Below are 20,869 nucleotides of genomic sequence, written 5' to 3'. Positions count from 1 at the left end.
CGGCTTCGTCATCCGCGTCCAGGCTCGCGGTCCCATTGAACATTGAAAAGGAGTACGACATTGAGCAACTACACCGAGTTCCACGCGCCCGGAGGGCTCCGCACCCGAGGCACCGTGATCATCGTGCCGGGCCGCGGTGAGACGCAGCGAACGTATACCCGGCTGGGGCAGCGGCTGGCAACTGACGCCTACGACGTGCGCATCGTCGACGGGCCCGGCATCGACGCGGCCGATGTCGCTGGTTCGCTGGAGCGATTCGCGACCAACCTGGCCGCCGCGGCCTCGGGAACCGAGCCGGCGCGTCCGCTGGTCCTGCTCGGTGCCGACGCCGGTGCCACCGCGATCGCGGCGCTCCTCGCGCGCCGCGACACGACCGCGCCCTGGTGGCCCGAGGCCCTCGTGCTGGCCGGGCCGGCGGGACACACGACCGGGGAGACGCCCGGCTGGGACGAGGAACTCGACCTCAGAACCCACTGTCCCGTACATCGCGTCGTGCTGACCGAGGACGCGGGTCTCGAGCGTGGCGCCCTCGCCGTGGCGGTCCCGGAGGAGGTGCTCGGCGCGGCTTACGGTGGGGTGCTCGATATTCCGCTGCTCGTGCTGGTCGGCGACTCGGATCCGCTCGCGGACCGGGAGGGGCTCGCACGAGCCGTTGAAGTGTCACCGGCGGCCCGCCTGTCGGTCGTGCACGGTGCGCACCATGACGTGCTCAACGACCAGCAACACCGTTCCGTTGCGGCGGAAATCATCACCTTCCTCGAGACACTCGGCAACAAGCTCGTTCCGGTGATCTCCGTGGAATCCAGCACCTGGTAGGAACGGACTCTTTTCATGACCGACCACTGGCACCAGCCGTTGCGGCACATCAAGGGCAGTGACCTGTCCGGCGACACGACACAGACCAGCGGAATGCGCCGATTCGAGGCCGTGTCGGGCAAGACGGTGGGCTCGGAGAAGGTGTGGATGGGCGAAACCCACGTCGGGCCCGCCACCAATTCCGGGGATCACCACCACGGCGAGGCAGAGACCGCGATCTACGTGAAATCCGGCCATCCGGTCTTCGTCTTCGCTGACGGCGGCGAGGAGATCCGCGTCGAAACCCGCCCGGGCGACTACATTTTCGTGCCACCCTATGTCCCCCACCGCGAGGAGAACCCTGGCGACGAGGACGCGGTTGTCATCATCGCGCGCAGCAGCCAGGAGGGCATCGTCGTGAACCTGCCCAGCCTCTGGGCTCCCGTCGAGAAGCCCGGCGAATGAAGTGGGCTTCGCGCCGGGTGGCGGCGGGCACTGGCGCCGGCGGAGGTGCGTGACCTTCGGGAACTACAGGCTCCGGTGACCGAGGATGAGATCGCCGCGTTCGAGACTTATTTGCTGTCGGGTTCGTGTTCACGCGGGCGCCTGCTGTCGAAGCAGGGGTGTCTGTGTTCACGGTTGACGACCGGCTACTCGCGAATGGCGAAATCTCTGGTGGCGGCGGGGATCTCGTTCAGCTCGTACATCACACCCTTCGCGCGGTCGAACAGCATTGTCAGGCCCGCGTTCGTCACCCGGGCGACCGCATGCGGCAAGAGCGCAACCCAGGCCGGATCGAGAATTGCCAGCTGGGCGTGTTCTGCGCCTACGCCATCAGTAGGGCCGCACGCTGATCGATCGGGAACTGTTTCTGCCGAAGTCCTGGGCCGAGGACCGCGGCCGCTGCGCGGAGGCGAACGTGCCCGATGACGTTGAGTTCGCCACCGAGGCGACACGGGCCAGAAGGATGCTGGCCCGGGCATTCGATGCCGGCGTCCCGGCGCGGTGGGTGAGTGCCGATGAAGCCTACGGTGGCGGCTACAAGTTCAGGACTTGGCTGGAGGGTCGCCGCGGCGGGTATGTCGTGGCTGTGCCGCGTAGTCAGACGATCCCAGTCACTGCGGGCTGTAGCCGAGCGGATCATCTTGTCGCACAAGCTCCTTCGCAGGCATGGAAGCGACGTAGTTGTGGTTCGGGCGCGAAGGGACCGCGGATGTTCGACTGGGCGGTGGCCTCTCTGCCGGTCTACGAGTGGACCACTGCCGCGGGCTGGAGCCGGTTCTGACTCAAAAGATCCACGTGCCGATCCTCACCCACGGGTGTCGGGGGGCACAGCGGCATGGTTGGAGGTGGTCTCGCCCGGCTGAGGTCAGGGCCGGGCGAGACCGTTTCTCCGGCACGGCGATGTACCGGGGCTTGGGTGACAGGCAGCAACTGCCCCGCCGGAAGGGCGTGTTGATGTCGCGGACGTATTGGATCGACGTGATCGCGGCCTAGCTATGACCTGCACCGTCGACCAGGCAGGGTGTCCACGGCGACGCACCGGTCCGGCCCGAAATAGGGGTCGCGCCCGATTCGGAGAACCGGCCAGGCGCGATCATCGATCCGCCCGCGAGGTTTTCTTGGGGGCTTGCTGCCTATTTGGCCGGTGTGAACGGCTGGTTGATGGTGGTGAAGTACTGCGCCGCCGCCAGGATCGCCACCGGAGCAGTCACCAACAGCTGCCCCGCCAGGGTGCCCAACGCACCGACCGCGACGATGCCACCCAGGCAGCCGATCGCCGCGGCGGGAATGAACGGACCGAACAACCCGACGATGGTCGCCGAAGCCACCGTCGCACCCGCGATACCGCCGAGCACGCAGCCAACGGCACCACCGGCGATACCACCGACGAAGGTGCCGATCGTGGCACCGGTGCTGACGGTGGAGGCCATACGGTTCCAGGCAGCCTGCTCACGATCGTAGGGGGTCTTCCAGGGCGCGGTGTCCTCGTACGGCAACGCCACCGGCTTGTACACCGCGTGCGCCACATCGAACTGCGGGGTCAGTGTCGCGGTGCGGTCATGGATGTCCGCGGCGATCGGGAACACGAAATCATCGACACGGAACGACAACTGCGTGCCCGCGACCACCGTCCCATCGGCTGCCTCGATCTTGAACACACCGTCGTCGTTCACCAGCGAACCGGCATCGGTCGTGATGATCGTCGAGGTCGGTGTCCTGGCGGCCGTATAGTTCACCACCCCGTCCCCGGGTGCGGGAGCGGGGTCGGCTGTCGCCACACCGGCGGGCAACAACGCCGCGGTAGACAGGGCCGCGCAGAGCAGAGTTTTCCTCATCATTGTTTCGACTTTCTTTCATGCCCCCTCAGGGGAGCTTCTGTTATTGTTTTCTGGCATGAGCGAACAAACGTCGAAATGGGTTGTCGACGCTTCGCGGAGATTGTCTTGTCGAGATCTAAGGTTTTAGTCAAGGGGTCATTGGTGACAGATTTTTAGTTAGAGCCGTCACGAGCGACTGGCACGCGATCGCGAAATCTGGTCTTTTATGCGGCCAGTCTTTTCATTCTTTTTCCTGGATCAGTGTCGAATGCCGATGCAAAACGCTCGACATGGATACGCCAGCCGAGCGCCTGTGTGATCTACTGACCACCAACTAAAACCGACCCCGTATTGCGAGTCATTTGGGCCATGAACTCGACCGCCTGGATGGATTCCGAGCGCGCCGGTCCAGTGGCGTAGTGTCCCGAGGAGCAGCCGAGAACGGATCCGCCGTTGCTCTCCACCATCGCCTGAAGAACGTAGTTATCGCCGGGAAACTGCTTCAGGCCAATGGCCTGAAGACCCGTGACCGACTTGATCTTGGCCGCGGCCGGCAGGTCAGCGTTGTAATAGACCATGGGGTCGTACAAGGCGAACGGGGTTCCAACCTGCACTGCCTGCAGCAGTGCGAAATACCCGGTGAAAGTGCGGATCTCGATCTCAATGTTCGGGTTGATCGTGGTAAAGGCGTCGGCCAGTTGCTGCGTAGTCGACACACATGGTTCGGCGCCGCTACCAAGCCAAAGGTTCACGACGGTGCGTCCGTTGCTGGTAGAGGCACCATTGCCAGTACCGCAAGCCTGCAACCCGGGCATGCCGGCCCCGGCGAGTCCGGTCACTGCTGGTGCTTTGCCAATGAATGTTCGACCCGAGGCTTCTACTTCGCCCATTCAACATCTCCTGACTTACGAGCCGGATAGCAGGCTCTCCGACGCGGAGCCATCCATCGATCGCGAAAAACGTTCGCAGAGTTGAGCGTAGTTGAGAAAAATATTTGCTGTAGGGTCTGGTCGGCGACGAGTGCTCGACGCCCTGGCAAAGGCTGGGTAAACAACCGGCGGGCGCGGGCGATCAGACTGTGTGCCGCTCGTCGACGAACACGGTTGCCTGTAGCGCTGGCCACACGCGATCTTCGTCGACGTAGGCAAGCGCCGTGTAGGTGGCTGTCGCCAGCGCCAGAGGGGCTAGCCTGCCGGCCAAGGTCGCCGGCCCGAACGCCCTGGCCATGCTGACTCTGCTGGCGACAACCCCCGGTCAAGCTCACTCTGACCGGCCGCGACCTTCTCCTCGGCCGCCGACTGCAACACGGCCAGGTGCTGCCCGTCATGCGCGATCCGAGGTGCTCGATCTTGCGTGGACCACGCGCTGGCGACCTCACCATCTGCACCGCCGTGCCCCGGCGCCGTCTTCACCGTCCTCGCACACGCAACGTCGGCAGCCTACGGCCCGAGATCGGTGCGCAGATCCGCACCAGATGGTGACTATCACCGCAGATCGCGGTGTTGTGTGCCTGCGCATGTGCGATTCGTGAGTCATGTCAGGTCATAGCAGCGTGTCTATGAACGCGATGAAGGTGTTGCCGGCGTTTTCGAGCGTGCCGTCGTTGACGATGTCGAGGTCGACGGGGTGGTCGGGGGCGGGGTCCGCGCGGAGGATGCGTGCGGCCGCGTCGGCTGCGTCTTCCCGTGCCCGGGCTGCTAGACGGGTTCGGCGCACGTCGTCTGACACGGTGATGCGGACGATTCGTGTCTGCGTAAAGTGTTGCGGCAGTTCGGCGAGGACCGCGCGGGAGGTGTTCGCGATGACGACTGCGCCGCCGCGCACAGCATCGGCGTCCTGCGTCGGAATGCCGTACTGGAGGCCGTGCGCCCGCCATGTGATGGCGAATTCGCCGCGTGCGTGGGCGGCGGCGAATTCGTGCTCGGTGGTGGGTGTGTGGTCTTCGCCCGGGCCGGCGGGGCGGGTGATGGTGCGGGTGACGAAGATCGGGCCATCGGGGTTGTGGGAGTAGTGGTCACGGGCGTAGTCGAGGATGGAGTCCTTGCCGGCTCCGCTGGGGCCGATGACGGCGATGAATACTCCGGTCATGCGACGCGGTGTCCTTGGCGCCAGACGCCGCGGACGACCGGTACCGGTGTGCCCAGTGGGTGCTGGTCGGCGGGAAGATCCTTGTATGCGCGGACGCGGATGAGATCGGCTCGTTTTCCGGGGGTGATTGTTCCTCGGTCGGTGAGTCCTACGGCAGCGGCGGGGTTGGCGCTGACGAGTGCTGATCCTTGGTTGAGGGTGATGGTCTCGGTGCCGTGGAGGTGGAAGATGGCTTGCAGGGGGCTGGCGGGTACGTAGTCGCTGGAGAGGATGTCGAGCAGGCCGAGTTCGAGCAGTTCGGCGGCGGCGACGTTGCCCGAGTTGGAGCCGCCGCGAACGATGTTCGGCGCGCCCATGAGCACGAGCTGGCCGGCCTCGCGGGCGGCTCGGGCGGCCTCGACGGTGGTGGGGAATTCGGCGATGCGTACGCCGAGTGCGGAAGACTCTGCGACATGCGCGCGGGTGGCGTCGTCGTGGGCGGCCATGGTGATGCCGCGGGTGGTGGCGCGAGAGGCCATCTCGGCGCGGTGTTGGTCGGAATACTTGGCGCGTTCGCGCATGAGTTCCACGTGCTCGTCGAACTCCGCGTGCGACATCTTGTGTTTGCCGATCATGAAGGTGCGGAACGTCTCGACGTCGGTGTGTTGGCGTTGACCGGGGGTGTGATCCATCAAGGACACGAGCTTGACGCGGTTATGGCCACCGACGCGGTCGAAAGTCTCGATGACGTCGAGACTGGCGACCTCGCAGCGCAGGTGGATCAGGTGATCTGCGCGCAGCAGATCGGACTCGCTCGCATGGGTGATGGCGTTGACGAGTGTGTGAGCGGACTCCGCCAGGGTGTGTTCGCCTGGGCCGCTGCCGATGCGTATCGCGTCGAAGACGGTGGTGGCCCCTGATGCGGCGAGTTGGGCGTCGTGGGCCAGGACTGCGGGGATGGGGTCCCAGAGTCGTTCGGGACGGGGGATGTAGTGGTGTTCGAGGTGGTCGGTGTGGAGTTCGACGAGGCCGGGGAGGAGGTAGTCGCCGTCGAGGTCGGTGCCGGGCAGGGTTGGGTCGGCGCTGATATCGGCGATGACGCCGTCGACGATCCGCAGGGAGCCGCGGATTGTTTCGTCTTCGAGCACGATGGTGGCGTTGCTGAGGACGGTTTCGCGGGTCATCGGGTGGTCTCCTGGGGGTTGAGGGGGTGGAGGGAGAGGAGCTCGAAAGGGCCGCCAGGGGTGGGTTCGACGCAGATGGCGAGTGCGGTGAGCAGGACGTCCACACCGATCACGGGGGAAAAGTGCGCGGCGATCTGGTGATCGATCTCGGTTTCGCGGTCGGGGGGGAGGTCGTCGGTGAGGGTGATGTGGAAGTGGTATTCATCGAGGACGTAGGGGTAGCCGTACTCGTCGAGAAGTTCGCGCTGGCCCGGTGTGAGTTGGTCGGGTCGGCGGCGGGTGTATTCGTCGGGGGTGAGGGGGGCGCGGAAGGTGTCGATCCGTCGCACCACCTCGGCGGCGAGGTGGTTGATGTCGTCCTGGTTTCCGGTGGGAGTGAGGACACGGAATCCGCTGATAACGGCCGGTTTCAGGCTGGGGATGGTGACGGGGTGGTGGCGTGCGACGACGGCGCTGGTGAGGGTATGGAGATCGGCCTCGGTGACGCCGTCGGCGAGGTGGAACGGCGCCTTCACCGTTGCGTGGTAGCCGTAGCGGCGGGCATCGATGGTGACCTCGCGCGTGTCGTCGCGGGCGAACCAATCGGTGACGACCTCGCGTAACCGGCGGGCGGGAGTGGGGGTGTGGTGGTCAGCTCCGGGGAGGGCGTAGATGGCGTATCGGGTCATGCAGCGCTGGTGGGTTGGGGCGTGAAGTCTTCGACGTTGACGGTGTCGTCGGCGACGGCCTCACGCACGTCGAGGTCGTGGAAGATTGCCAGCATGCCGACGCCACGGGCGAGGCTCTCGCGGATCAGTGCGATGACGACCTCACGGTTGCGGGCATCGAGAGATGCGGTTGGTTCGTCGAGCAGCAGCAGCGGACGTTCGGTCACGAAGCCTCGCGCGATGTTCACGCGTTGCTGTTCACCACCGGAGAAGGTCGCCGGCGGTAGCGTCCACAGCCGCTCGGGAATGCTCAGGCGTGCGAGGAGTTCCCCGGCACGCTCTCTGGCCTTGAGGTGCGCTTCGCCCCGTGCGATGAGGGGTTCGGCGACGACGTCGAGTGCCGGCACCCGGGGCAGGGCGCGCAGGAATTGGCTGACGTAGCCCATGGTGTCGCGGCGTGCGCCGAGGACCTGGCGGGGTTCGGCGGTGGCCAGATCGATGACACCGTCGCGGTGGCGCAGCAGAATGCTGCCGGTGTCGACACCGTAGCTGCCGTAGACCATCTTCATCACCGAGCTCTTCCCCGAGCCCGACTCGCCGCCGAGTACCACGCACGTGCCGCGCGGTACGTCGAATTCGAGGCGGTGCAGTACCGGGAGGCGCTGCGCGTCCTGTAGGTGCAAGGTGAAGGTTTTGCTGACGCCGCGCACCGAAAGCACAGTGTCGTGGGGGATTTCGTGTGTCATGTGTCAGCCCTGCAGGATCGAGGAGACGAGCAACTGGGTGTATGCGGCCTGGGGGTCGTCGAGCACGCGGTCGGTCAGGCCCGACTCGATCACGGCGCCGTCCTTCATCACCAAGGTGCGGTGGGAGATGAGGCGGGCGACCGCGAGGTCGTGGGTGACGATGATGACGGCCAGACCCAGATCGGCGACCAGGGAGCGGATGAGGTCGAGCAGGCGGGCTTGCACCGACACATCCAGGCCGCTGGTCGGCTCGTCCATGAAGACCAGGCGCGGACCGAAGACCAGGTTGCGGGCGATCTGCAGACGTTGGCGCATGCCGCCGGAGAAGGTGGCCGGCGCGTCGTCGATGCGGTCGATCGGAATCTCCACCCGCGCCAGCCATTCTTCGGCTTGCGCGCGGATCGCGCCGTAGTGACGGGCGCCGTTGGCCATCAGCGGTTCGCCGATGTTTCCGCCTGCGCTCACGTGCATGCGTAGCCCGTCGGCTGAATTCTGGTGCACGAATCCCCATTCGGTACGCCACAGCTGACGCACCTGGCGCTCGCGCAGGCTCGACAGGTCGGTCATCCCGCCGGGGGTGCGGTAGCGGATGTCGCCTTCGTCGGTGCTCAGTCGTTGGGAGAGCATGCCGAGGAGGGTGGATTTTCCGGAGCCGGATTCACCGACGACGGCGAGCACTTCGCCGGGCCACAGGTCGAAGCTGACGCCGCGGCAGCCGTAGGTGGTGCCGTAGCGGTGCCCGGCGTCCTGCACGCGCAGCAGTGGGAGTTCGTCGATCATGCGGTTGCCTCCTGCCGGGTTGCGGCGGTGCGTTCGCAGTGGTCGGTGTCGGAGCAGACGTACATGACGGTGCCGTTGTCGTCCATGACGATTTCGTCGAGGTAGACGTTGCGGGAGTGGCAGATTTCGCATGGCTGCTCGAATGTCTGCGGTTCGAACGGGTAGTCCTCGAAGCCGAGGCTCTCCACGTCGGTGTAGGGCGGGACGGCGTAGATGCGGTTCTCGCGGCCGGCGCCGAACAGCTGCAGCGCGGGGTTCTGATGCATTTTCGGGTTGTCGAAGCTGGGAATCGGCGACGGCGCCATCACGTAGCGGCCGTTCACCCGCACGGGGTAGTCGTAGGTTTTCGCGATGTGGCCGTAGGCAGCGATGTCCTCGTACAGTTTGACGTACATCAGGCCGTATTCCTCGAGCGCATGCAGCATGCGGGTCTCGGACTCCCTGGGCTCGAGAAGCCGAAACGGCTCGGGTGTGGGCACCTGGTAGACCAGGATCTGCCCTTCTGCCAACGGGGTCTCGGGAATCCGGTGCCGGGTCTGGATGACCGTGGCCTGATCGGTGCGGGTCGTCGACTTCGCACCGGTCACTTTCTCGTAGAACTTGCGGATCGACACGGCGTTGGTGGTGTCGTCGGCGCCCTGGTCGATCACCTTCACGGTGTCTTCCGCGCCGATCACCGACGCGGTCACCTGCACGCCGCCGGTGCCCCACCCGCGTGGCAGCGGCACCTCGCGGGAGGAGAAGGGGACCTGAAATCCGGGAATCGCTACCCCCTTGAGCAGTGCCCGCCGTACCACTCGCTTGGTCTGCTCGTCGAGATAGCCGTCGTTGTAGACGATCCGAGGCTCGTTCATGCGTTCTGCTCCTTGCCCCGTGCCGACGAGGTGACAGCTGTTGAGATGCTCTCGGTCGTGACCGTCGCGGCCGCTGTTGTCGTCGCCGATGTGTTGCGGGCCGAGTGTTCCCTGCGGAGGGTGCGAATGAGGGACAGCTCGGCCTGGAAGTCCACGTAGTGCGGCAGTTTCAGGTGCTCTACCAGACCCGCGGCCTGGACCGGGTCGGCATGGCTGATCACGAACTCCTCGTCCTGTGCCGGCGAGACCGCACGTTCGCCGAATTCGTCCTTGCGTAACGCGCGATCAACGATCGACATCGACATCGCTTTGCGCTCGGCGCGGCCGAACACCAGGCCGTAGCCGCGGGTGAACTGCGGGGCCGCGGCCGCCGAACCGACGAACTGGTTGACCATCTGGCACTCGGTGACCTCGATCCGCCCGATCGGCACCGCGTGTCCGATCTCCGGCGCCACGAACTCCACCTCCACCTCGCCCACGCGTAGCTCGCCGGCGAAGGGGTGATTGTTGCCGTACCCGCGCAGCGTCGAGTACCCCAGTGCGAGGAGGTAGCCCTCGTCGCCACGGGCCAACGCCTGCAGGCGCTCGGCGCGGGTGAGCGGGAACACCACCGGCTCGCGGGTGAGGTCACCGGGGTCTGGATCGGTCCAGCCCTCGGCGGGGCGATCCGGCTCGATCAATGCGTCGCCGCCGAGCAGATCGGTCACCCGAGGCATCGACGCCTCGGCCGCGGCGGTGAGGGGTATCTCGGGCGCGTCGAGCTCCTCGGCCAACAGCCGGTGGGTGTAATCGAAAGTCTCGCCCAACTGCTGCCCGCCGGGGATGTCCTTGAAGGTCGCGGACACGCGGCGCTGCGGCGGCAGGCATGAGGTGTCGAGGGCTTCGCTCACGCCGAATCGCGGCAGGGTGGTGCGGTAGGAGCGCAGCAGAGTGACGGCCTCGAGCATGTCGCCCTGCGACTGCAGGAGCGCTTTCGCGGCGAGGTCCGGGTCGTAGAGCGATCCCTCCGTCATCGCTCGTGCGATGGCGACGCCCATCTGCTCGCGTACCTGCTCATGCTCGATTCGCGGTGAGGTTTCCTGTCCGCGTCCCCGCTTGGCAAGCAGCGCATGGGCGTTGGCGATCGCCTTCTCACCACCCTTGACAGCTACGTACGACATTCAGACTGCCTCCTTCACTACGAGTTCGGTGGTGCGGGGAAGACCGACGACCGTGTTCTCCCCGGTCAGGAGCAGGTCTACCCCGCGCGGGAACAGTGCGTGGTTGGCCTGCCACTGCGGCACAAACCCGTCGGGGAGCCCGACGCTGTCCCAGGTGGTGGATCCGTTGATGCCCGGACCGCTCGCGGTGAACACCCCCGTAGGCTCGGCCGCGGTGGTGTCGATCAGAAGTGTCGAGGACCGGTGCGGCTCCACATCGCTGCCCTGCGCCAGCCGGGCCAGCGGTGGTACCGCCGACGGTGATGACGCGAACACGAACAGTGCATCGGCCGGATCCTCGACCAGCGGCGCGCCGGTGTGGAATGCGAGCCACGCGACCACATCGTCGCTGGCCCGCAGGGTGCGGTCGAGCCACACCGGTGACTGGGCGTCGCACAAGGTGAGTGCGATGGCCCCCGAGACAGTGCCCAGCGGCGGTGGCGGTGCGACCGCGGCGGCGATGCGCTGCGGGGTCGTCGGCCGCGCCAGGGCCTGCAACACGGCGCGGAACACGCCCTGGGCCTCGCTCGCCGGTTCGGCGAAGCCGGCGAGGTGATTGCGGCTCAATTCGATGCTCATTCGTGCTCCCTGGCTACGGTGAAGAAATCCACCGCCGTGCTGCGTGCCTGGCTCCGGCGCACCGCTTCGCGCTCGGCCTGCGCCCTACCCAGCGGCTCGATCACCGTGTTGAGCACCCGATCCCGCTCGCGGGTCAGCAACAGGGCGTCGAAAATCGCCGCCAGGCCGGCGTGGTCGGGATGGCTCCCCAGCACATACGAGGTGCCCACCGCCTCCGGAGCACCCTCAGGGCGTACGACCACGGTGGCGCGACTGACCGTCGCCTCGCCGAGATTGAACCGGTCGCCGTTGCCGCCGACCCGGCCCTGCACCATCACCAACCCCGCCTCCGGGCCACGCACGAACTTCACAAGCGGGCGCGTGGGCCATTGATCCCACAACGTGGCGAGCTCCGCAGCGCAGGAACCTGCCAGCACCCGCGCGGCGCGCCGCCGTTCCTCGACGCTGACTGTCGGACTGGTTGTCAATGGAAATCCTTCCCACGGGAGATGGCCCGCGACTGCCCATTCATGCCGTGAGTAGACGCGATGCGATGGTCCGGCGGACCTCCCTGGAGGGTGTGCCGCCGGTGAAGCCGGGATGCGGGATCTTCTTCGTGGACAGAAGGAGTGGCACCCGACAGAAGAAGTTCGCTAGCGAGAGATCGTAGAGCGAAAAACATTCGCTGACAAGCCTCGCGCACACCTGGACGCCGATGAAGATTTGCTAGCGTCGGTACAGGCATCGAATGCCGTTCTGTCGCGAGAGGAATGCCGAATGGATCAGGAAGTCTCACTCCCGGTGGCCGGCGAGGTCATCGCTGCGATCGCCGTTGCCCTGCCGGGGTTGGTGCCGAGTGACAAGAAGGTCGCCCAGTTCATCCTGAGTGACCCCGAGCGTGTTCTCGACATGCCGGTCGTCGAGTTCGCTGAGCTTGCTGGAATCGCCCCGTCGACGGTTGTGCACGCATGTAAGCAATTGGGATTCAAGGGATTCCAAGATCTCCGTCTCGCGCTGGCGCGCGATCTGGGTCGTCGTCACAAGCTCAGTCGCTCACCCCTGCCTGCCAAGCCCGGTCCCGCGCAGATCCTGCACAGCGTCGTGGAGAGCTCGGCTCGCACGCTGATGGCAGGGTTGCGCACTGTCGATACCGACGCGTTCGCCCAGGCGATCGCTCTGCTGAGTATGGCGCCGCGGATCCTTGTGATCGGCGGTGGTACATCGCGCGCTGCGGCCGACGACATCGCATACCGGCTGAATCTGATCGGGCGCGACGCCGCGGCTCCGGCTGACGTCCTCGCGCAGCATCAGGCCGCTCGGCGGCTGACCTCGAAGGATGCGCTGTTGGCCGTCAGCTACTCCGGCGCCTCCCGCGGGACGATCGAGAGTGTCGACATTGCCCTGGAGCAGAACGCGAAGGTCGTGGCGATCACCAGCCGCACGACATCGCCGCTGACACAGCGGGCGACGGTTGCGTTGGTGGCCGGCGCGCCGGAAGAGGACTTCCGCCTCGGCGTGATGAACAGCCGGCTGGCTCACCTGGCACTCGCGGCTGCCATCTACACCGCGCTCGCGTACGCCGACGAGCGCCGTGCACTCGATGCGCTGCAGGCGACGGATGCGATCGATGAGCGGCACACGTTGTGACGCCGCAGCCGTACACCCTCTGTTAATGATGCGGACACCATTGATTCCGGAAGTGGACCACTGAGGGCCAGCTAGAAAACTTTGTTCGCTAGTACTATCAGCGTTGCGAACAAGATTCGACGCCATCGGACGTTCGTTATGACTAGCCAGGCCACGGACCTCAGGAGGATCAGCGGTGTCCACACTCGCTGCGTCGCGTCGCACATTCATCACAGGCTCACTGGCCGCAGCTGGAATTCTCGGTCTCGCAGCGTGCGGGGGAGGCTTCTCCAACACCGGCGGGCGCACGACGCTGAACTTCTGGATCAATCCGCCCGGAAGCGTCGGTTTGCCCACGATGCAAGGGCTCGTCGACGAGTTCGAGAAGGCCAACCCCGACATCAAAGTCAAACTGCGGACCTTCACCGGCTATGCCGCATTGCTGCAGGCGGTGCAGTCCTCGGTCGCGGCCGGCCAGCCGCCGGATGTGGCGCAGATCGGATACAACTACATCAACTACGCCGCCAAAGCATATCCGATGGTGTCCCTCGACGATCTCGGTGTGAAGTTGGAAGGCTACCCGCGAAATATTCTCGCAATGGGGCAATCGGGTGGACGGCAGGTCGGAGCACCCTACGGACTTTCCGACCTGGTCGTCTACTACAACGCGGACGTTCTTGGCGCTGCGGGGTTGGACGCCACCAAGCCGCCGAGCACCTGGGAGCAATGGCGCCAGGCGGCTGCCGCGATCAAGGCTTCGCAGTCCATGCCCGCGATCACGTTCCAGCGATTCCCCGGGGACAACTACATTTTGCAGACCATGGCCGAAAGCAACGGTGGGTCGATCCTGGGATGTTCCAACGGCATATATTCCTCCGGGGTTGCCTCGGCGGAGTCGGTGCAGGCAGTGGAGTTCATGGTCCAGCTCATCAAAGACGGACTATCACTCGAGGTTCAGACGGCCCAGGCATCACAGAGCTTTCTCGCGGGTCAGACCGCGACTCTGATCACCGGCAGCAGCTCCACTCAGACGCTGCGGCAGCAGGCGGGCTTCAAGCTCGACGTTGCGCCTTTGCCGTCCTTCGGCACTAAACCGCGACGGATCCCCGGCGGCGGAAACAGCCTCTGCTCCTTCGCCAAGACCGATGCCGCAAAGCAGGCGGCCGGAAAGCTCATCAGCTTCCTGACCTCGGTGAACAGTTTCGAGACGTGGGTGCAGAAGACGGGGTACCTCTCGCCGCGCGAGGGAGTCGCGCGCGAGCGAGCCGCGTCTGACAAGTTCATCAGCGTGGCTGAGGCACAGATGGCCGATCTCGTCCCGTGGGCTTCGTTCCCGGGCCCGAAAGGCCTGCAGGGTTCGCAGGTTCTCGACGATGCGGTAACCGCCATCCTCGGCGGTCAGACCGACGCACGAGCGGGCCTTACGGAGGCGGCCCGCAAGCTCAACGAGTTGATCGGATCTGAACATTGTTGACCCTCGCGGCCGACCGGCGCCCGTCGTTGCCAGGCCGCAGATCCGAGGGAAAGACCACCCGGTCACGGCGCGCCGGCGGCGGCTGGCGGCCGTACGCCGCCCTCGCACCGCTTCTCGTGCTGCTGGTGGTTTTCCTCTACGGGCCGGTCGCCGCGGTCTGCGGATTGAGCTTTTTCGAGTGGAATCTGGTCGACGCGCAGCCACAGTTCGTGGGCCTGAAGAATTTTGACGAATTCGTCCACGATCCGGCAACCGTCTCACTGCTGGCTCAGACCGTAGGTTACGTCGTTGCGGCGTTGGTTGGTAACTTCCTGCTGCCGGTAGGGCTGGCGATGCTCACCCTGCGGCTGCGGCCGCGAGCCGCCACGCTCTACCGCACGCTGCTGTTCGCTCCGGCGGTGGTCTCCACGAGCATCGGCGCGGTGTTGTGGCAGTTCGTCTACCTGCCACGGGGCGGGCCGCTGAACCAGCTGCTCGAGCATCTACACCTGCCCGCCCAGAATTGGCTCAACGATCCGAATCTGGTGCTGCCGTCGGTGGCGACCGCGGCGGTGTGGAACACGTTCGGCTTCAGCTACATCATCGCGCTCGGCGGATTGTCGTCGATCCCCAAGGAACAGCTCGAGGCCGCCCATGTCGACGGCGCACGGGGGTGGGCGCTTCTGCGCTACGTCGTGATTCCCCTTCTCAAACCGACCTTGCTGTTCCTGGGGATCACGGCGGTTCTGCAGGCGATGCCGAATTCGTTCGTGGCGCTTCAAGTGCTCACCGCCGGCGGGCCCGATGGCCGCAGCGAGCATCTGCTCTACGACGTCTACGTGAAGGGTTTTCAGTTCTTTCAGGTGGGCCAGGCGTCGACAGTTGCCATCGTGTTGATGATCCTCATCTCCGGCCTTGCCGTGTGGCAGTTCCGCCTGCTGGATAGAAGGGTCGACTATGACCACTGAGGGGCGTTCCAGACGGCTGCACAATACACTCGCGAACTACGGTCGAAACATTGTTTTGATCGGGGTGGTCGCTATAACATTCTGGCCGTTGCTGTGGATGTTCGGGACCAGCTTCAAGAGTCCGCGCAACATCTTGGGGTCCGGTCTGAACCCGTTCCCCCTCGATGCCACTCTCGATAATTACAAATATGCGTTCGATACGAACGACACCCTGCACCAATTGTTCAACAGTGCTATGTTCGCCGGTGGGGTCACGCTTGGCCAGATCGTTGTATCGGTGCCCGCGGCGTATGCTTTTTCGCGGTGGACCTTCCGGGGCTCGGGTCTGCTCTTCGGGGCATGCATCATGACGCTGTCGGTGCCGTTCGTCGTGACATACGTGCCCAACTTCATTGTGTTGTCGAGGCTTGGACTCCTGAACACCTTCATCGGCCTCATCATGCCGCAACTCGCGACCGGGTACGGGGTATTCCTGCTTCGTCAGGTATTCCGCAGTTTTCCGTCGAGCATTCTCGAAGCTGCGACGATCGACGGGGCGGGGCATGTGATGACGGTGTTCCGGGTGTTGTTGCCCGCCACTCGATCGTCGATCGCCGCGCTTGCGCTGTTCGTCTTCATCAACACATGGAATGAATTGATATGGCCGATGCTCATCGCTCCGGATACCTCAATGCACGTGCTCACAGTGGGGTTGACGCAGTTCGCGAGCGCGGAGAGCGGCACGCAGTACGGACCGATCATGGCTGCGGCGGTACTCACGGCCGCGCCCACCCTCATCGCGTACTGGTTCATGCGGAACAGAATCCTCGCCGTCGTCCTCGATGGCTCGATGAAAGGGTGAATGAATAGCTATGGATGATCTTCCATTCGACAAACCGGGACGTTTCTTCAAGGGCAATCTGCACACTCACTCGACCGGTTCCGACGGGAAGCTGAATCCGGTCGATGTGATCGCACGCTACCGGGATCGCGGGTACGATTTCCTCGCCCTGACCGACCACTTCTGGTCGCTCTACGACTTCCCGGTGACCGACACGACCCCGTATCGCACCGACGGCTTCACAACCCTGATCGGGGCCGAACTTCACTGCGGCGGAACCCCCTACGGCGGCGGCTGGTCGAACGGCCTGTGGCACATCATCGCTCTGGGATTACCACTGGACTTCGCCCCGACCCGCGATGACGAGACCGTACACGAGCTCACCGCCAGGGCGGCCGCCAGTGGCGCCTGGATCTCGCTGGCACATCCGGGAAGTCAGGGATTCGAACCGCACCACGTGCTCGAGGTGGAAAACATCGACGCGGTCGAAGTCTACAATTCCGGCGCCGAGTACTACGACGAGCGTGGCGACGGGTGGTATCTCGCGGACGGACTCGCGGCCCGGGGCCGCAAGATCGGTTGCGTAGCAGTCGATGACGCGCATTTCGATGGGCGCCCGCACGAGTTCACCGGGTTCGTTCTGGTCAAGGCCGAAGAAGGCACGCCCGAAGCGCTTCTTGCCGCACTGAAGGCGCGGCATTACTACGCGAGCCAGGGACCGGAGATCCACGATATCGCTGTGGTGGACAACATGGTCACGGTTCGCTGCTCGCCTGCTGAATCGATCATCGTTGCCGGGCGTGGGTCGGCGGCTCCGCAGTGGCATTACGGCGAGAATGTCACCGAGCACAGTTTCGCATTCGACGGTGGATTCTGCGATGGGTACCTGCGAGTGACTGTCCGTGACCACGCCGGGCGGCGAGCCTGGTCGAATCCGTTCTTCTTTGGCCAATCGTAAACAGCAATGAATCCTCAATGAAAGGAACGGTCGCCCGTGGCGAGTATCACCTACGATCACGCGACGAGGAGATTCCCCGGCGCGCAGGCTCCCGCCGTGGACAAGCTCGATCTGCACATCGAGGATGGCGAGTTCCTCGTTCTCGTGGGCCCGTCGGGGTGCGGTAAGTCGACTTCGTTGCGGATGTTGGCGGGGCTGGAAGACGTCGACGGCGGGCGCATCGTGATCGGTGACCGCGATGTGACCGACGCCGAGCCCAAGGAGCGCGACATCGCGATGGTGTTTCAGAATTACGCCTTGTACCCGCACATGACGGTTGCCGACAACATGGGATTCGCGCTGAAGTTGGCCGGCGTCGGTAAGTCGGAGATCCGTCGCCGCGTCGGTGAGGCGGCCGACATGCTCGATCTGAGCGGATATCTCGATCGGAAGCCGAAGGCATTGTCGGGTGGCCAGCGCCAACGCGTTGCGATGGGCCGGGCCATTGTTCGGCAGCCGCAGGCATTTCTGATGGATGAGCCGCTGTCGAATCTGGATGCGAAGCTGCGGGTGCAAACGCGGACGCAGATCGCGCAGCTGCAGCGGCGCCTCGGCGTCACCACCGTGTACGTCACCCACGATCAGGTCGAGGCGATGACGATGGGCGATCGCGTCGCCGTGCTCAGGGCGGGCGTGCTCCAGCAGTGCGCGAGCCCGCGTGAGGTGTATCGGAAGCCGGTGAACGTGTTCGTCGCCGGATTCATGGGTTCACCGTCGATGAACCTGTTCACTGTGCCCGTGGTCGACGGGGGACTTCGCTGGGGCGAGCAGCTGATCGCCGTGGGGCGCGACACGGTGGCATCCGCCGGTCGGGAGGTCGTGCTCGGCGTCCGGCCGGAGCACGTCGAAATCGGCACCGAGGGAAGCGAATTAGAGGTCGACGTGGTCGAGGAGCTCGGATCGGAGGCCTTCGTATTCGGGCGGGTACAGATCGATGGGAACCGTCAGCCGGTGGTCGCACGCATCGATTGGCGCAATCCGCCGTCGAAGGGCCAGATTGTGCGGGTACGCATCGATCCGCAGCACGTCCACGTATTCGCCACAGGCAAAGAAGGCGAGCGACTCGGCCCGTAACCCCCTCAGCCGGGCGCGCCTGGGGTCCGTGGCCGTGAAGACGCAGCCGCTACTTCCGCTCGCATGATGCGCCCCGACCACCCGGTGGACCTCGAAAGCCGGGGGTGCGGTGAGATTCAGCGGTGAAATGACCGAGCAGATTGTTGAGGTACTCGATACCCCACCGGGCCACGGTGTCCTGATCAGACCAGGGCAGGTCATGGCCGGTGAAGTGCTCGAACATCTCCCGGTCATAGATCAACGCTGTAGTTCGCGGCGACCAAATTTCGATAGAGGGCGCGGGCTTGGTCGAGCATGTCCACAAGATCGTGGACGTCATCCAATCACGTCGGGGTGCATCCGGGCCGCGGAGTGGGAGAACCGGATTTCGTGACCGGGCTCCGGGCCCGCGTGCTCGCCCGGGTTACGGCTGGTCATGCCGTGCAACAGGTGCTGCAACAGGGAGAACATCTCCACCCCCATCGCGAAATTGTCGGTTTCGTCCTTGGGCAGATGCGCATGCGGCAGCGTCAGCGCGTTGACGATCCGCCCGGCATGCAGGCCGGGCCGGAACAATGCATTGATCAAAAAGGAGATCTCGAGCCCGTAACCGGGCGCGAGTTCCATTGCCGCCCAAGCCGATAAGGTCGCGCCCTGGTCACCGTGCAGTAGAAATGAGAAGCGGGCCAACCAGCGCTCGATCATGTTGTCCCGGCGACGGGACAGCCACAGCGACAACGCCCGTGAGGACCGCCCGCCGTGCTTGGTGCAGCGTTCCAGGACCGCCTCCAACTCCGCGAATCCCGCCGGGCCCAACGTATTTCGCAGCGCTTCCCGGGTCGGGACCGTCCCGCGTGGCAGACGTTCTCTGACCGGCGGGGCGTGCGGCACGCAGCGGGCCAGCGCCGCATCCAGCAGGTCGACGAACATCCAGGTGCTCTCGCCGTCCGGCTTGGACAGCTCCGGCCCGACCGCCAGGCGCAGGCTGCCGCCCTTGGCGAAATGCACTCCCGCGCCCCGGTCGTCACTGCACCCGCCGCGCGGCGCGGAAAACCCCAGCACCTACGGCGCATACAGGGCGAAGGCATCTTCGCAGTCATCGACCAGGTAGTCGTTGTCGATGAACACGACGAACTGCCGCTCATGGTCACCGCCGTCAGCCAGTAGCACGGCCAGGCACGACAACAGGTGCTCGGTTTCCCGACCGTCGGCATGAGCGCACCGGTATGCGTCAGCGGTTCATGACCGGCCAACAGCCGCACCCGAGCATCCAATTGCGCCGTCAGCGCCGTCAGCGCCGGGCCACCCTGATAGCTGACCGCCAGCCGCACGCCGGGATTGGCGTAACGCAGCGCAAGCAGGCGGCGGCATAGCCGCGCCGTGGTCGCGAACCGTGCCAGATCGTTGCCGTGGCACAACACGATCAGATGCACCGTCAGGCCCGTGGCAGCGCATCGCCGTCGCGACCTGCTGCGCGAAAGGCTCGCCCCGGACGCCGCCGGGCCCGAGCAGCCCGTCGAGGTCGATGTCGAGAATCTTGTCCGGCTCCGGCGCGAACATCACCGCACCATCGATTCGACGTGCGCGGCCGCCGCGTACATGCGGTCGATCACCTCGGCCACCACCGCGGCCTCCCGCCCCGGGCACAGTGGTTCACCGCCGGTTCGGACCGCCGCAGCGAAATCGGAGTACATCGACGGCACTGGACGCGGCAGATCGTCGGGTTCGATGTATTCGGGGTTGTTGCCCTCGCGCAGCACGGTCAGCAGATAGTCGCGGTAGGAATCACCAATATTGGACACCCGCAGTGCGCGCGGGTGCCGCGCAACTCCAGCACGACTTGCTCGCGACGAGGTAGATGCCCCAGAAACGACATCTCCACATCCAGCGTCACACCGCCCTCCAGGTGCAGCATCCCGACCGCGGTGTCTTCGACATCGCCACCGTCGGGCACCTGCCGCAACAGCCGCCCGCTCGTGGCCGCGGTCAGCTCATGCACCTGCGGGAATCCCAGCGTCCACAAAGCCATGTCGATGCGGTGAGTCCCCAGGTCCACCAGCACCCCGCCGCCGGCGCGTGCCCGCTCTCGATACCAGGACCCGGGCACGTTGTTCTGCCGGATCCACATCGTGCGCGCGTAGTACACCTCGCCGAGATCACCACAGCGCACCAGCTCCCGCGCTGCCCAGTGGGGCGGATCGGCGCGGAAGTCGTGCAGGGCGGCGAGCATCAGGCCACGCCCGGCGGCCAGCGTCACCAGCTCGCGGGCTCTGCTGCCCGTGGTCGTCATCGGCTTCTCCACTGCCACATGCTTGTTCGCGAGCAACGCACGCTCGGCGAGATCCGTGTGCAGGTCGTTGGGGACCGAGACCACCACGGCCTCCACCCGCGGACCCTCCAACAGCTCGTCGAATCGGGCCGTCGCCACGCATTCCGGCCCCGCGTGCGCCCGCGCGGCCGCAGGCGCTCCCGGCGTCCACGTCGCATACCGAAACCACGGTGCTTTCGCCAGGCCGCTCCCAACCGCGCACATGCCGCAGGCCATGGCGCAGGCTCACGACACCGATACGCACCGGCGACGCATGGGAATCTCTTCGCAGGATGTCAGTCGCCGAACCCTCCAGTTCGCCTATATCCATGGACTGCAAAAGAATTCAAAGATCGCCGCGACGCTTCAGCGCCCGGCCGGGCATCCGGGGCTGCATGGCTACCGGAAATGCGGCATCGTCTCGCCGTATTCCTTCCGCAACCGTGAACCACCGGAGCTTCACGAAGGGTTGGCTTGGCAGTCAAGTTGTAGT

Annotated in this window: 22 protein-coding genes and 1 pseudogene; 9 read left to right on the top strand and 14 right to left on the bottom strand. The window is 65.2% G+C overall.

What is annotated here, in order from left to right; genetic code table 11:
* Nucleotides 1–60 precede the first annotated feature (60 nt).
* From ACWEKS_RS31435 to ACWEKS_RS31425, 3 genes and pseudogenes are all read left to right on the top strand, one after another.
* Nucleotides 61–816: an alpha/beta hydrolase gene (locus ACWEKS_RS31435; protein ID WP_452343440.1), complete on the top strand. Its 756-nt coding sequence runs from the start codon at nucleotides 61–63 to the stop codon at nucleotides 814–816.
* 15 nt (nucleotides 817–831) lie between these two features.
* On the top strand, nucleotides 832–1,260 hold the full coding sequence (locus tag ACWEKS_RS31430; protein WP_452343439.1) for a cupin domain-containing protein: 429 nt from the start codon (nucleotides 832–834) through the stop codon (nucleotides 1,258–1,260).
* A gap of 323 nt (nucleotides 1,261–1,583) precedes the next feature.
* Nucleotides 1,584–2,077 (top strand): annotated as a pseudogene (locus ACWEKS_RS31425) (IS701 family transposase); the annotation flags it as partial.
* A 355-nt stretch (nucleotides 2,078–2,432) separates the two neighbouring features.
* Here ACWEKS_RS31425 and ACWEKS_RS31420 read toward each other — a convergent pair.
* The 11 genes from ACWEKS_RS31420 to phnG all read right to left on the bottom strand — a co-directional run bounded on the left by ACWEKS_RS31420 (nucleotide 2,433) and on the right by phnG (nucleotide 11,639).
* The gene (locus ACWEKS_RS31420) at nucleotides 2,433–3,134 is read right to left on the bottom strand and encodes a hypothetical protein (RefSeq protein ID WP_452343465.1); all 702 of its coding nucleotides are present in this window, start codon (nucleotides 3,132–3,134) and stop codon (nucleotides 2,433–2,435) included.
* 302 nt (nucleotides 3,135–3,436) lie between these two features.
* Nucleotides 3,437–4,006: a hypothetical protein gene (locus ACWEKS_RS31415; protein ID WP_452343438.1), complete on the bottom strand. Its 570-nt coding sequence runs from the start codon at nucleotides 4,004–4,006 to the stop codon at nucleotides 3,437–3,439.
* A gap of 652 nt (nucleotides 4,007–4,658) precedes the next feature.
* On the bottom strand, nucleotides 4,659–5,204 hold the full coding sequence (gene phnN / locus ACWEKS_RS31410; protein WP_452343437.1) for a phosphonate metabolism protein/1,5-bisphosphokinase (PRPP-forming) PhnN: 546 nt from the start codon (nucleotides 5,202–5,204) through the stop codon (nucleotides 4,659–4,661).
* Nucleotides 5,201–6,367 (bottom strand): alpha-D-ribose 1-methylphosphonate 5-triphosphate diphosphatase, encoded by a 1,167-nt coding sequence (locus ACWEKS_RS31405; RefSeq protein ID WP_452343436.1) that lies wholly within the window; start codon nucleotides 6,365–6,367, stop codon nucleotides 5,201–5,203. Before ACWEKS_RS31405 ends, phnN begins: the two co-directional genes overlap by 4 nt.
* Entirely contained in the window at nucleotides 6,364–7,035 is a 672-nt protein-coding gene (locus ACWEKS_RS31400; protein ID WP_452343435.1) for a DUF1045 domain-containing protein, read from the bottom strand. Before ACWEKS_RS31400 ends, ACWEKS_RS31405 begins: the two co-directional genes overlap by 4 nt.
* The gene (gene phnL / locus ACWEKS_RS31395) at nucleotides 7,032–7,760 is read right to left on the bottom strand and encodes a phosphonate C-P lyase system protein PhnL (RefSeq protein WP_452343434.1); all 729 of its coding nucleotides are present in this window, start codon (nucleotides 7,758–7,760) and stop codon (nucleotides 7,032–7,034) included. Before phnL ends, ACWEKS_RS31400 begins: the two co-directional genes overlap by 4 nt.
* Nucleotides 7,761–7,763: 3 nt before the next feature.
* A complete protein-coding gene (gene phnK / locus ACWEKS_RS31390) occupies nucleotides 7,764–8,540 on the bottom strand; it encodes a phosphonate C-P lyase system protein PhnK (protein ID WP_452343433.1) in 777 nt (258 codons plus the stop codon).
* Nucleotides 8,537–9,394: an alpha-D-ribose 1-methylphosphonate 5-phosphate C-P-lyase PhnJ gene (locus tag ACWEKS_RS31385; RefSeq protein ID WP_452343432.1), complete on the bottom strand. Its 858-nt coding sequence runs from the start codon at nucleotides 9,392–9,394 to the stop codon at nucleotides 8,537–8,539. Before ACWEKS_RS31385 ends, phnK begins: the two co-directional genes overlap by 4 nt.
* Nucleotides 9,391–10,554, bottom strand: a complete 1,164-nt coding sequence (locus ACWEKS_RS31380; protein ID WP_452343431.1) for a carbon-phosphorus lyase complex subunit PhnI — start codon at nucleotides 10,552–10,554, stop codon at nucleotides 9,391–9,393. Before ACWEKS_RS31380 ends, ACWEKS_RS31385 begins: the two co-directional genes overlap by 4 nt.
* Nucleotides 10,555–11,172, bottom strand: a complete 618-nt coding sequence (gene phnH, locus ACWEKS_RS31375; RefSeq protein ID WP_452343430.1) for a phosphonate C-P lyase system protein PhnH — start codon at nucleotides 11,170–11,172, stop codon at nucleotides 10,555–10,557.
* A complete protein-coding gene (phnG, locus tag ACWEKS_RS31370) occupies nucleotides 11,169–11,639 on the bottom strand; it encodes a phosphonate C-P lyase system protein PhnG (protein WP_452343429.1) in 471 nt (156 codons plus the stop codon). The genes phnH and phnG overlap by 4 nt, the downstream gene beginning before the upstream one ends.
* Nucleotides 11,640–11,928: 289 nt before the next feature.
* Between phnG and ACWEKS_RS31365 the strand changes: the two genes are divergently transcribed.
* The 6 genes from ACWEKS_RS31365 (at nucleotide 11,929) to ACWEKS_RS31340 (ending at nucleotide 18,089) form a co-directional block, all read left to right on the top strand.
* Complete coding sequence (locus ACWEKS_RS31365; RefSeq protein ID WP_452343428.1) at nucleotides 11,929–12,798, top strand: MurR/RpiR family transcriptional regulator; 870 nt, start codon at nucleotides 11,929–11,931, stop codon at nucleotides 12,796–12,798.
* Nucleotides 12,799–12,973: 175 nt separating this feature from the next.
* The gene (locus ACWEKS_RS31360; RefSeq protein ID WP_452343427.1) at nucleotides 12,974–14,251 is read left to right on the top strand and encodes an ABC transporter substrate-binding protein; all 1,278 of its coding nucleotides are present in this window, start codon (nucleotides 12,974–12,976) and stop codon (nucleotides 14,249–14,251) included.
* Complete coding sequence (locus ACWEKS_RS31355; protein WP_452343426.1) at nucleotides 14,248–15,198, top strand: carbohydrate ABC transporter permease; 951 nt, start codon at nucleotides 14,248–14,250, stop codon at nucleotides 15,196–15,198. Before ACWEKS_RS31360 ends, ACWEKS_RS31355 begins: the two co-directional genes overlap by 4 nt.
* Entirely contained in the window at nucleotides 15,188–16,039 is an 852-nt protein-coding gene (locus tag ACWEKS_RS31350; protein ID WP_452343425.1) for a carbohydrate ABC transporter permease, read from the top strand. The genes ACWEKS_RS31355 and ACWEKS_RS31350 overlap by 11 nt, the downstream gene beginning before the upstream one ends.
* Nucleotides 16,040–16,049: 10 nt before the next feature.
* On the top strand, nucleotides 16,050–16,976 hold the full coding sequence (locus ACWEKS_RS31345; RefSeq protein WP_452343424.1) for a CehA/McbA family metallohydrolase: 927 nt from the start codon (nucleotides 16,050–16,052) through the stop codon (nucleotides 16,974–16,976).
* A gap of 36 nt (nucleotides 16,977–17,012) precedes the next feature.
* Complete coding sequence (locus tag ACWEKS_RS31340; RefSeq protein WP_452343423.1) at nucleotides 17,013–18,089, top strand: ABC transporter ATP-binding protein; 1,077 nt, start codon at nucleotides 17,013–17,015, stop codon at nucleotides 18,087–18,089.
* Nucleotides 18,090–18,404: 315 nt separating this feature from the next.
* On the opposite strand, the gene ACWEKS_RS31335 is transcribed toward ACWEKS_RS31340, so the two are convergent.
* From ACWEKS_RS31335 to ACWEKS_RS31325, 3 genes are all read right to left on the bottom strand, one after another.
* On the bottom strand, nucleotides 18,405–19,130 hold the full coding sequence (locus ACWEKS_RS31335) for a hypothetical protein (RefSeq protein ID WP_452343422.1): 726 nt from the start codon (nucleotides 19,128–19,130) through the stop codon (nucleotides 18,405–18,407).
* Nucleotides 19,131–19,627: 497 nt separating this feature from the next.
* Entirely contained in the window at nucleotides 19,628–19,870 is a 243-nt protein-coding gene (locus tag ACWEKS_RS31330) for a hypothetical protein (protein WP_452343421.1), read from the bottom strand.
* Nucleotides 19,831–20,601, bottom strand: coding sequence for a Gfo/Idh/MocA family protein (locus tag ACWEKS_RS31325; RefSeq protein WP_452343420.1), 771 nt, complete (start codon nucleotides 20,599–20,601; stop codon nucleotides 19,831–19,833). Before ACWEKS_RS31325 ends, ACWEKS_RS31330 begins: the two co-directional genes overlap by 40 nt.
* Between the last annotated feature and the right edge of the window lie 268 nt (nucleotides 20,602–20,869).

The organism is Nocardia sp. NPDC004711, from assembly GCF_053601595.1.
Note: the sequence above shows the minus strand (reverse complement) of the source record. Positions and strands in the feature narration are given on the sequence as shown.

What these genes read in the sequence shown, in the direction of transcription:
- ACWEKS_RS31430 (WP_452343439.1), top strand. Translation starts at nt 832, where the DNA reads ATGACCGACCACTGGCACCAGCCGTTGCGGCACATCAAGGGCAGTGAC.
- ACWEKS_RS31420 (WP_452343465.1), bottom strand. Translation starts at nt 3,134, where the DNA reads ATGAGGAAAACTCTGCTCTGCGCGGCCCTGTCTACCGCGGCGTTGTTG.
- ACWEKS_RS31415 (WP_452343438.1), bottom strand. Translation starts at nt 4,006, where the DNA reads ATGGGCGAAGTAGAAGCCTCGGGTCGAACATTCATTGGCAAAGCACCA.
- phnN (WP_452343437.1), bottom strand. Translation starts at nt 5,204, where the DNA reads ATGACCGGAGTATTCATCGCCGTCATCGGCCCCAGCGGAGCCGGCAAG.
- ACWEKS_RS31405 (WP_452343436.1), bottom strand. Translation starts at nt 6,367, where the DNA reads ATGACCCGCGAAACCGTCCTCAGCAACGCCACCATCGTGCTCGAAGAC.
- ACWEKS_RS31400 (WP_452343435.1), bottom strand. Translation starts at nt 7,035, where the DNA reads ATGACCCGATACGCCATCTACGCCCTCCCCGGAGCTGACCACCACACC.
- phnL (WP_452343434.1), bottom strand. Translation starts at nt 7,760, where the DNA reads ATGACACACGAAATCCCCCACGACACTGTGCTTTCGGTGCGCGGCGTC.
- phnK (WP_452343433.1), bottom strand. Translation starts at nt 8,540, where the DNA reads ATGATCGACGAACTCCCACTGCTGCGCGTGCAGGACGCCGGGCACCGC.
- ACWEKS_RS31385 (WP_452343432.1), bottom strand. Translation starts at nt 9,394, where the DNA reads ATGAACGAGCCTCGGATCGTCTACAACGACGGCTATCTCGACGAGCAG.
- ACWEKS_RS31380 (WP_452343431.1), bottom strand. Translation starts at nt 10,554, where the DNA reads ATGTCGTACGTAGCTGTCAAGGGTGGTGAGAAGGCGATCGCCAACGCC.
- phnH (WP_452343430.1), bottom strand. Translation starts at nt 11,172, where the DNA reads ATGAGCATCGAATTGAGCCGCAATCACCTCGCCGGCTTCGCCGAACCG.
- ACWEKS_RS31365 (WP_452343428.1), top strand. Translation starts at nt 11,929, where the DNA reads ATGGATCAGGAAGTCTCACTCCCGGTGGCCGGCGAGGTCATCGCTGCG.
- ACWEKS_RS31350 (WP_452343425.1), top strand. Translation starts at nt 15,188, where the DNA reads ATGACCACTGAGGGGCGTTCCAGACGGCTGCACAATACACTCGCGAAC.
- ACWEKS_RS31345 (WP_452343424.1), top strand. Translation starts at nt 16,050, where the DNA reads ATGGATGATCTTCCATTCGACAAACCGGGACGTTTCTTCAAGGGCAAT.
- ACWEKS_RS31325 (WP_452343420.1), bottom strand. Translation starts at nt 20,601, where the DNA reads ATGTGCGCGGTTGGGAGCGGCCTGGCGAAAGCACCGTGGTTTCGGTAT.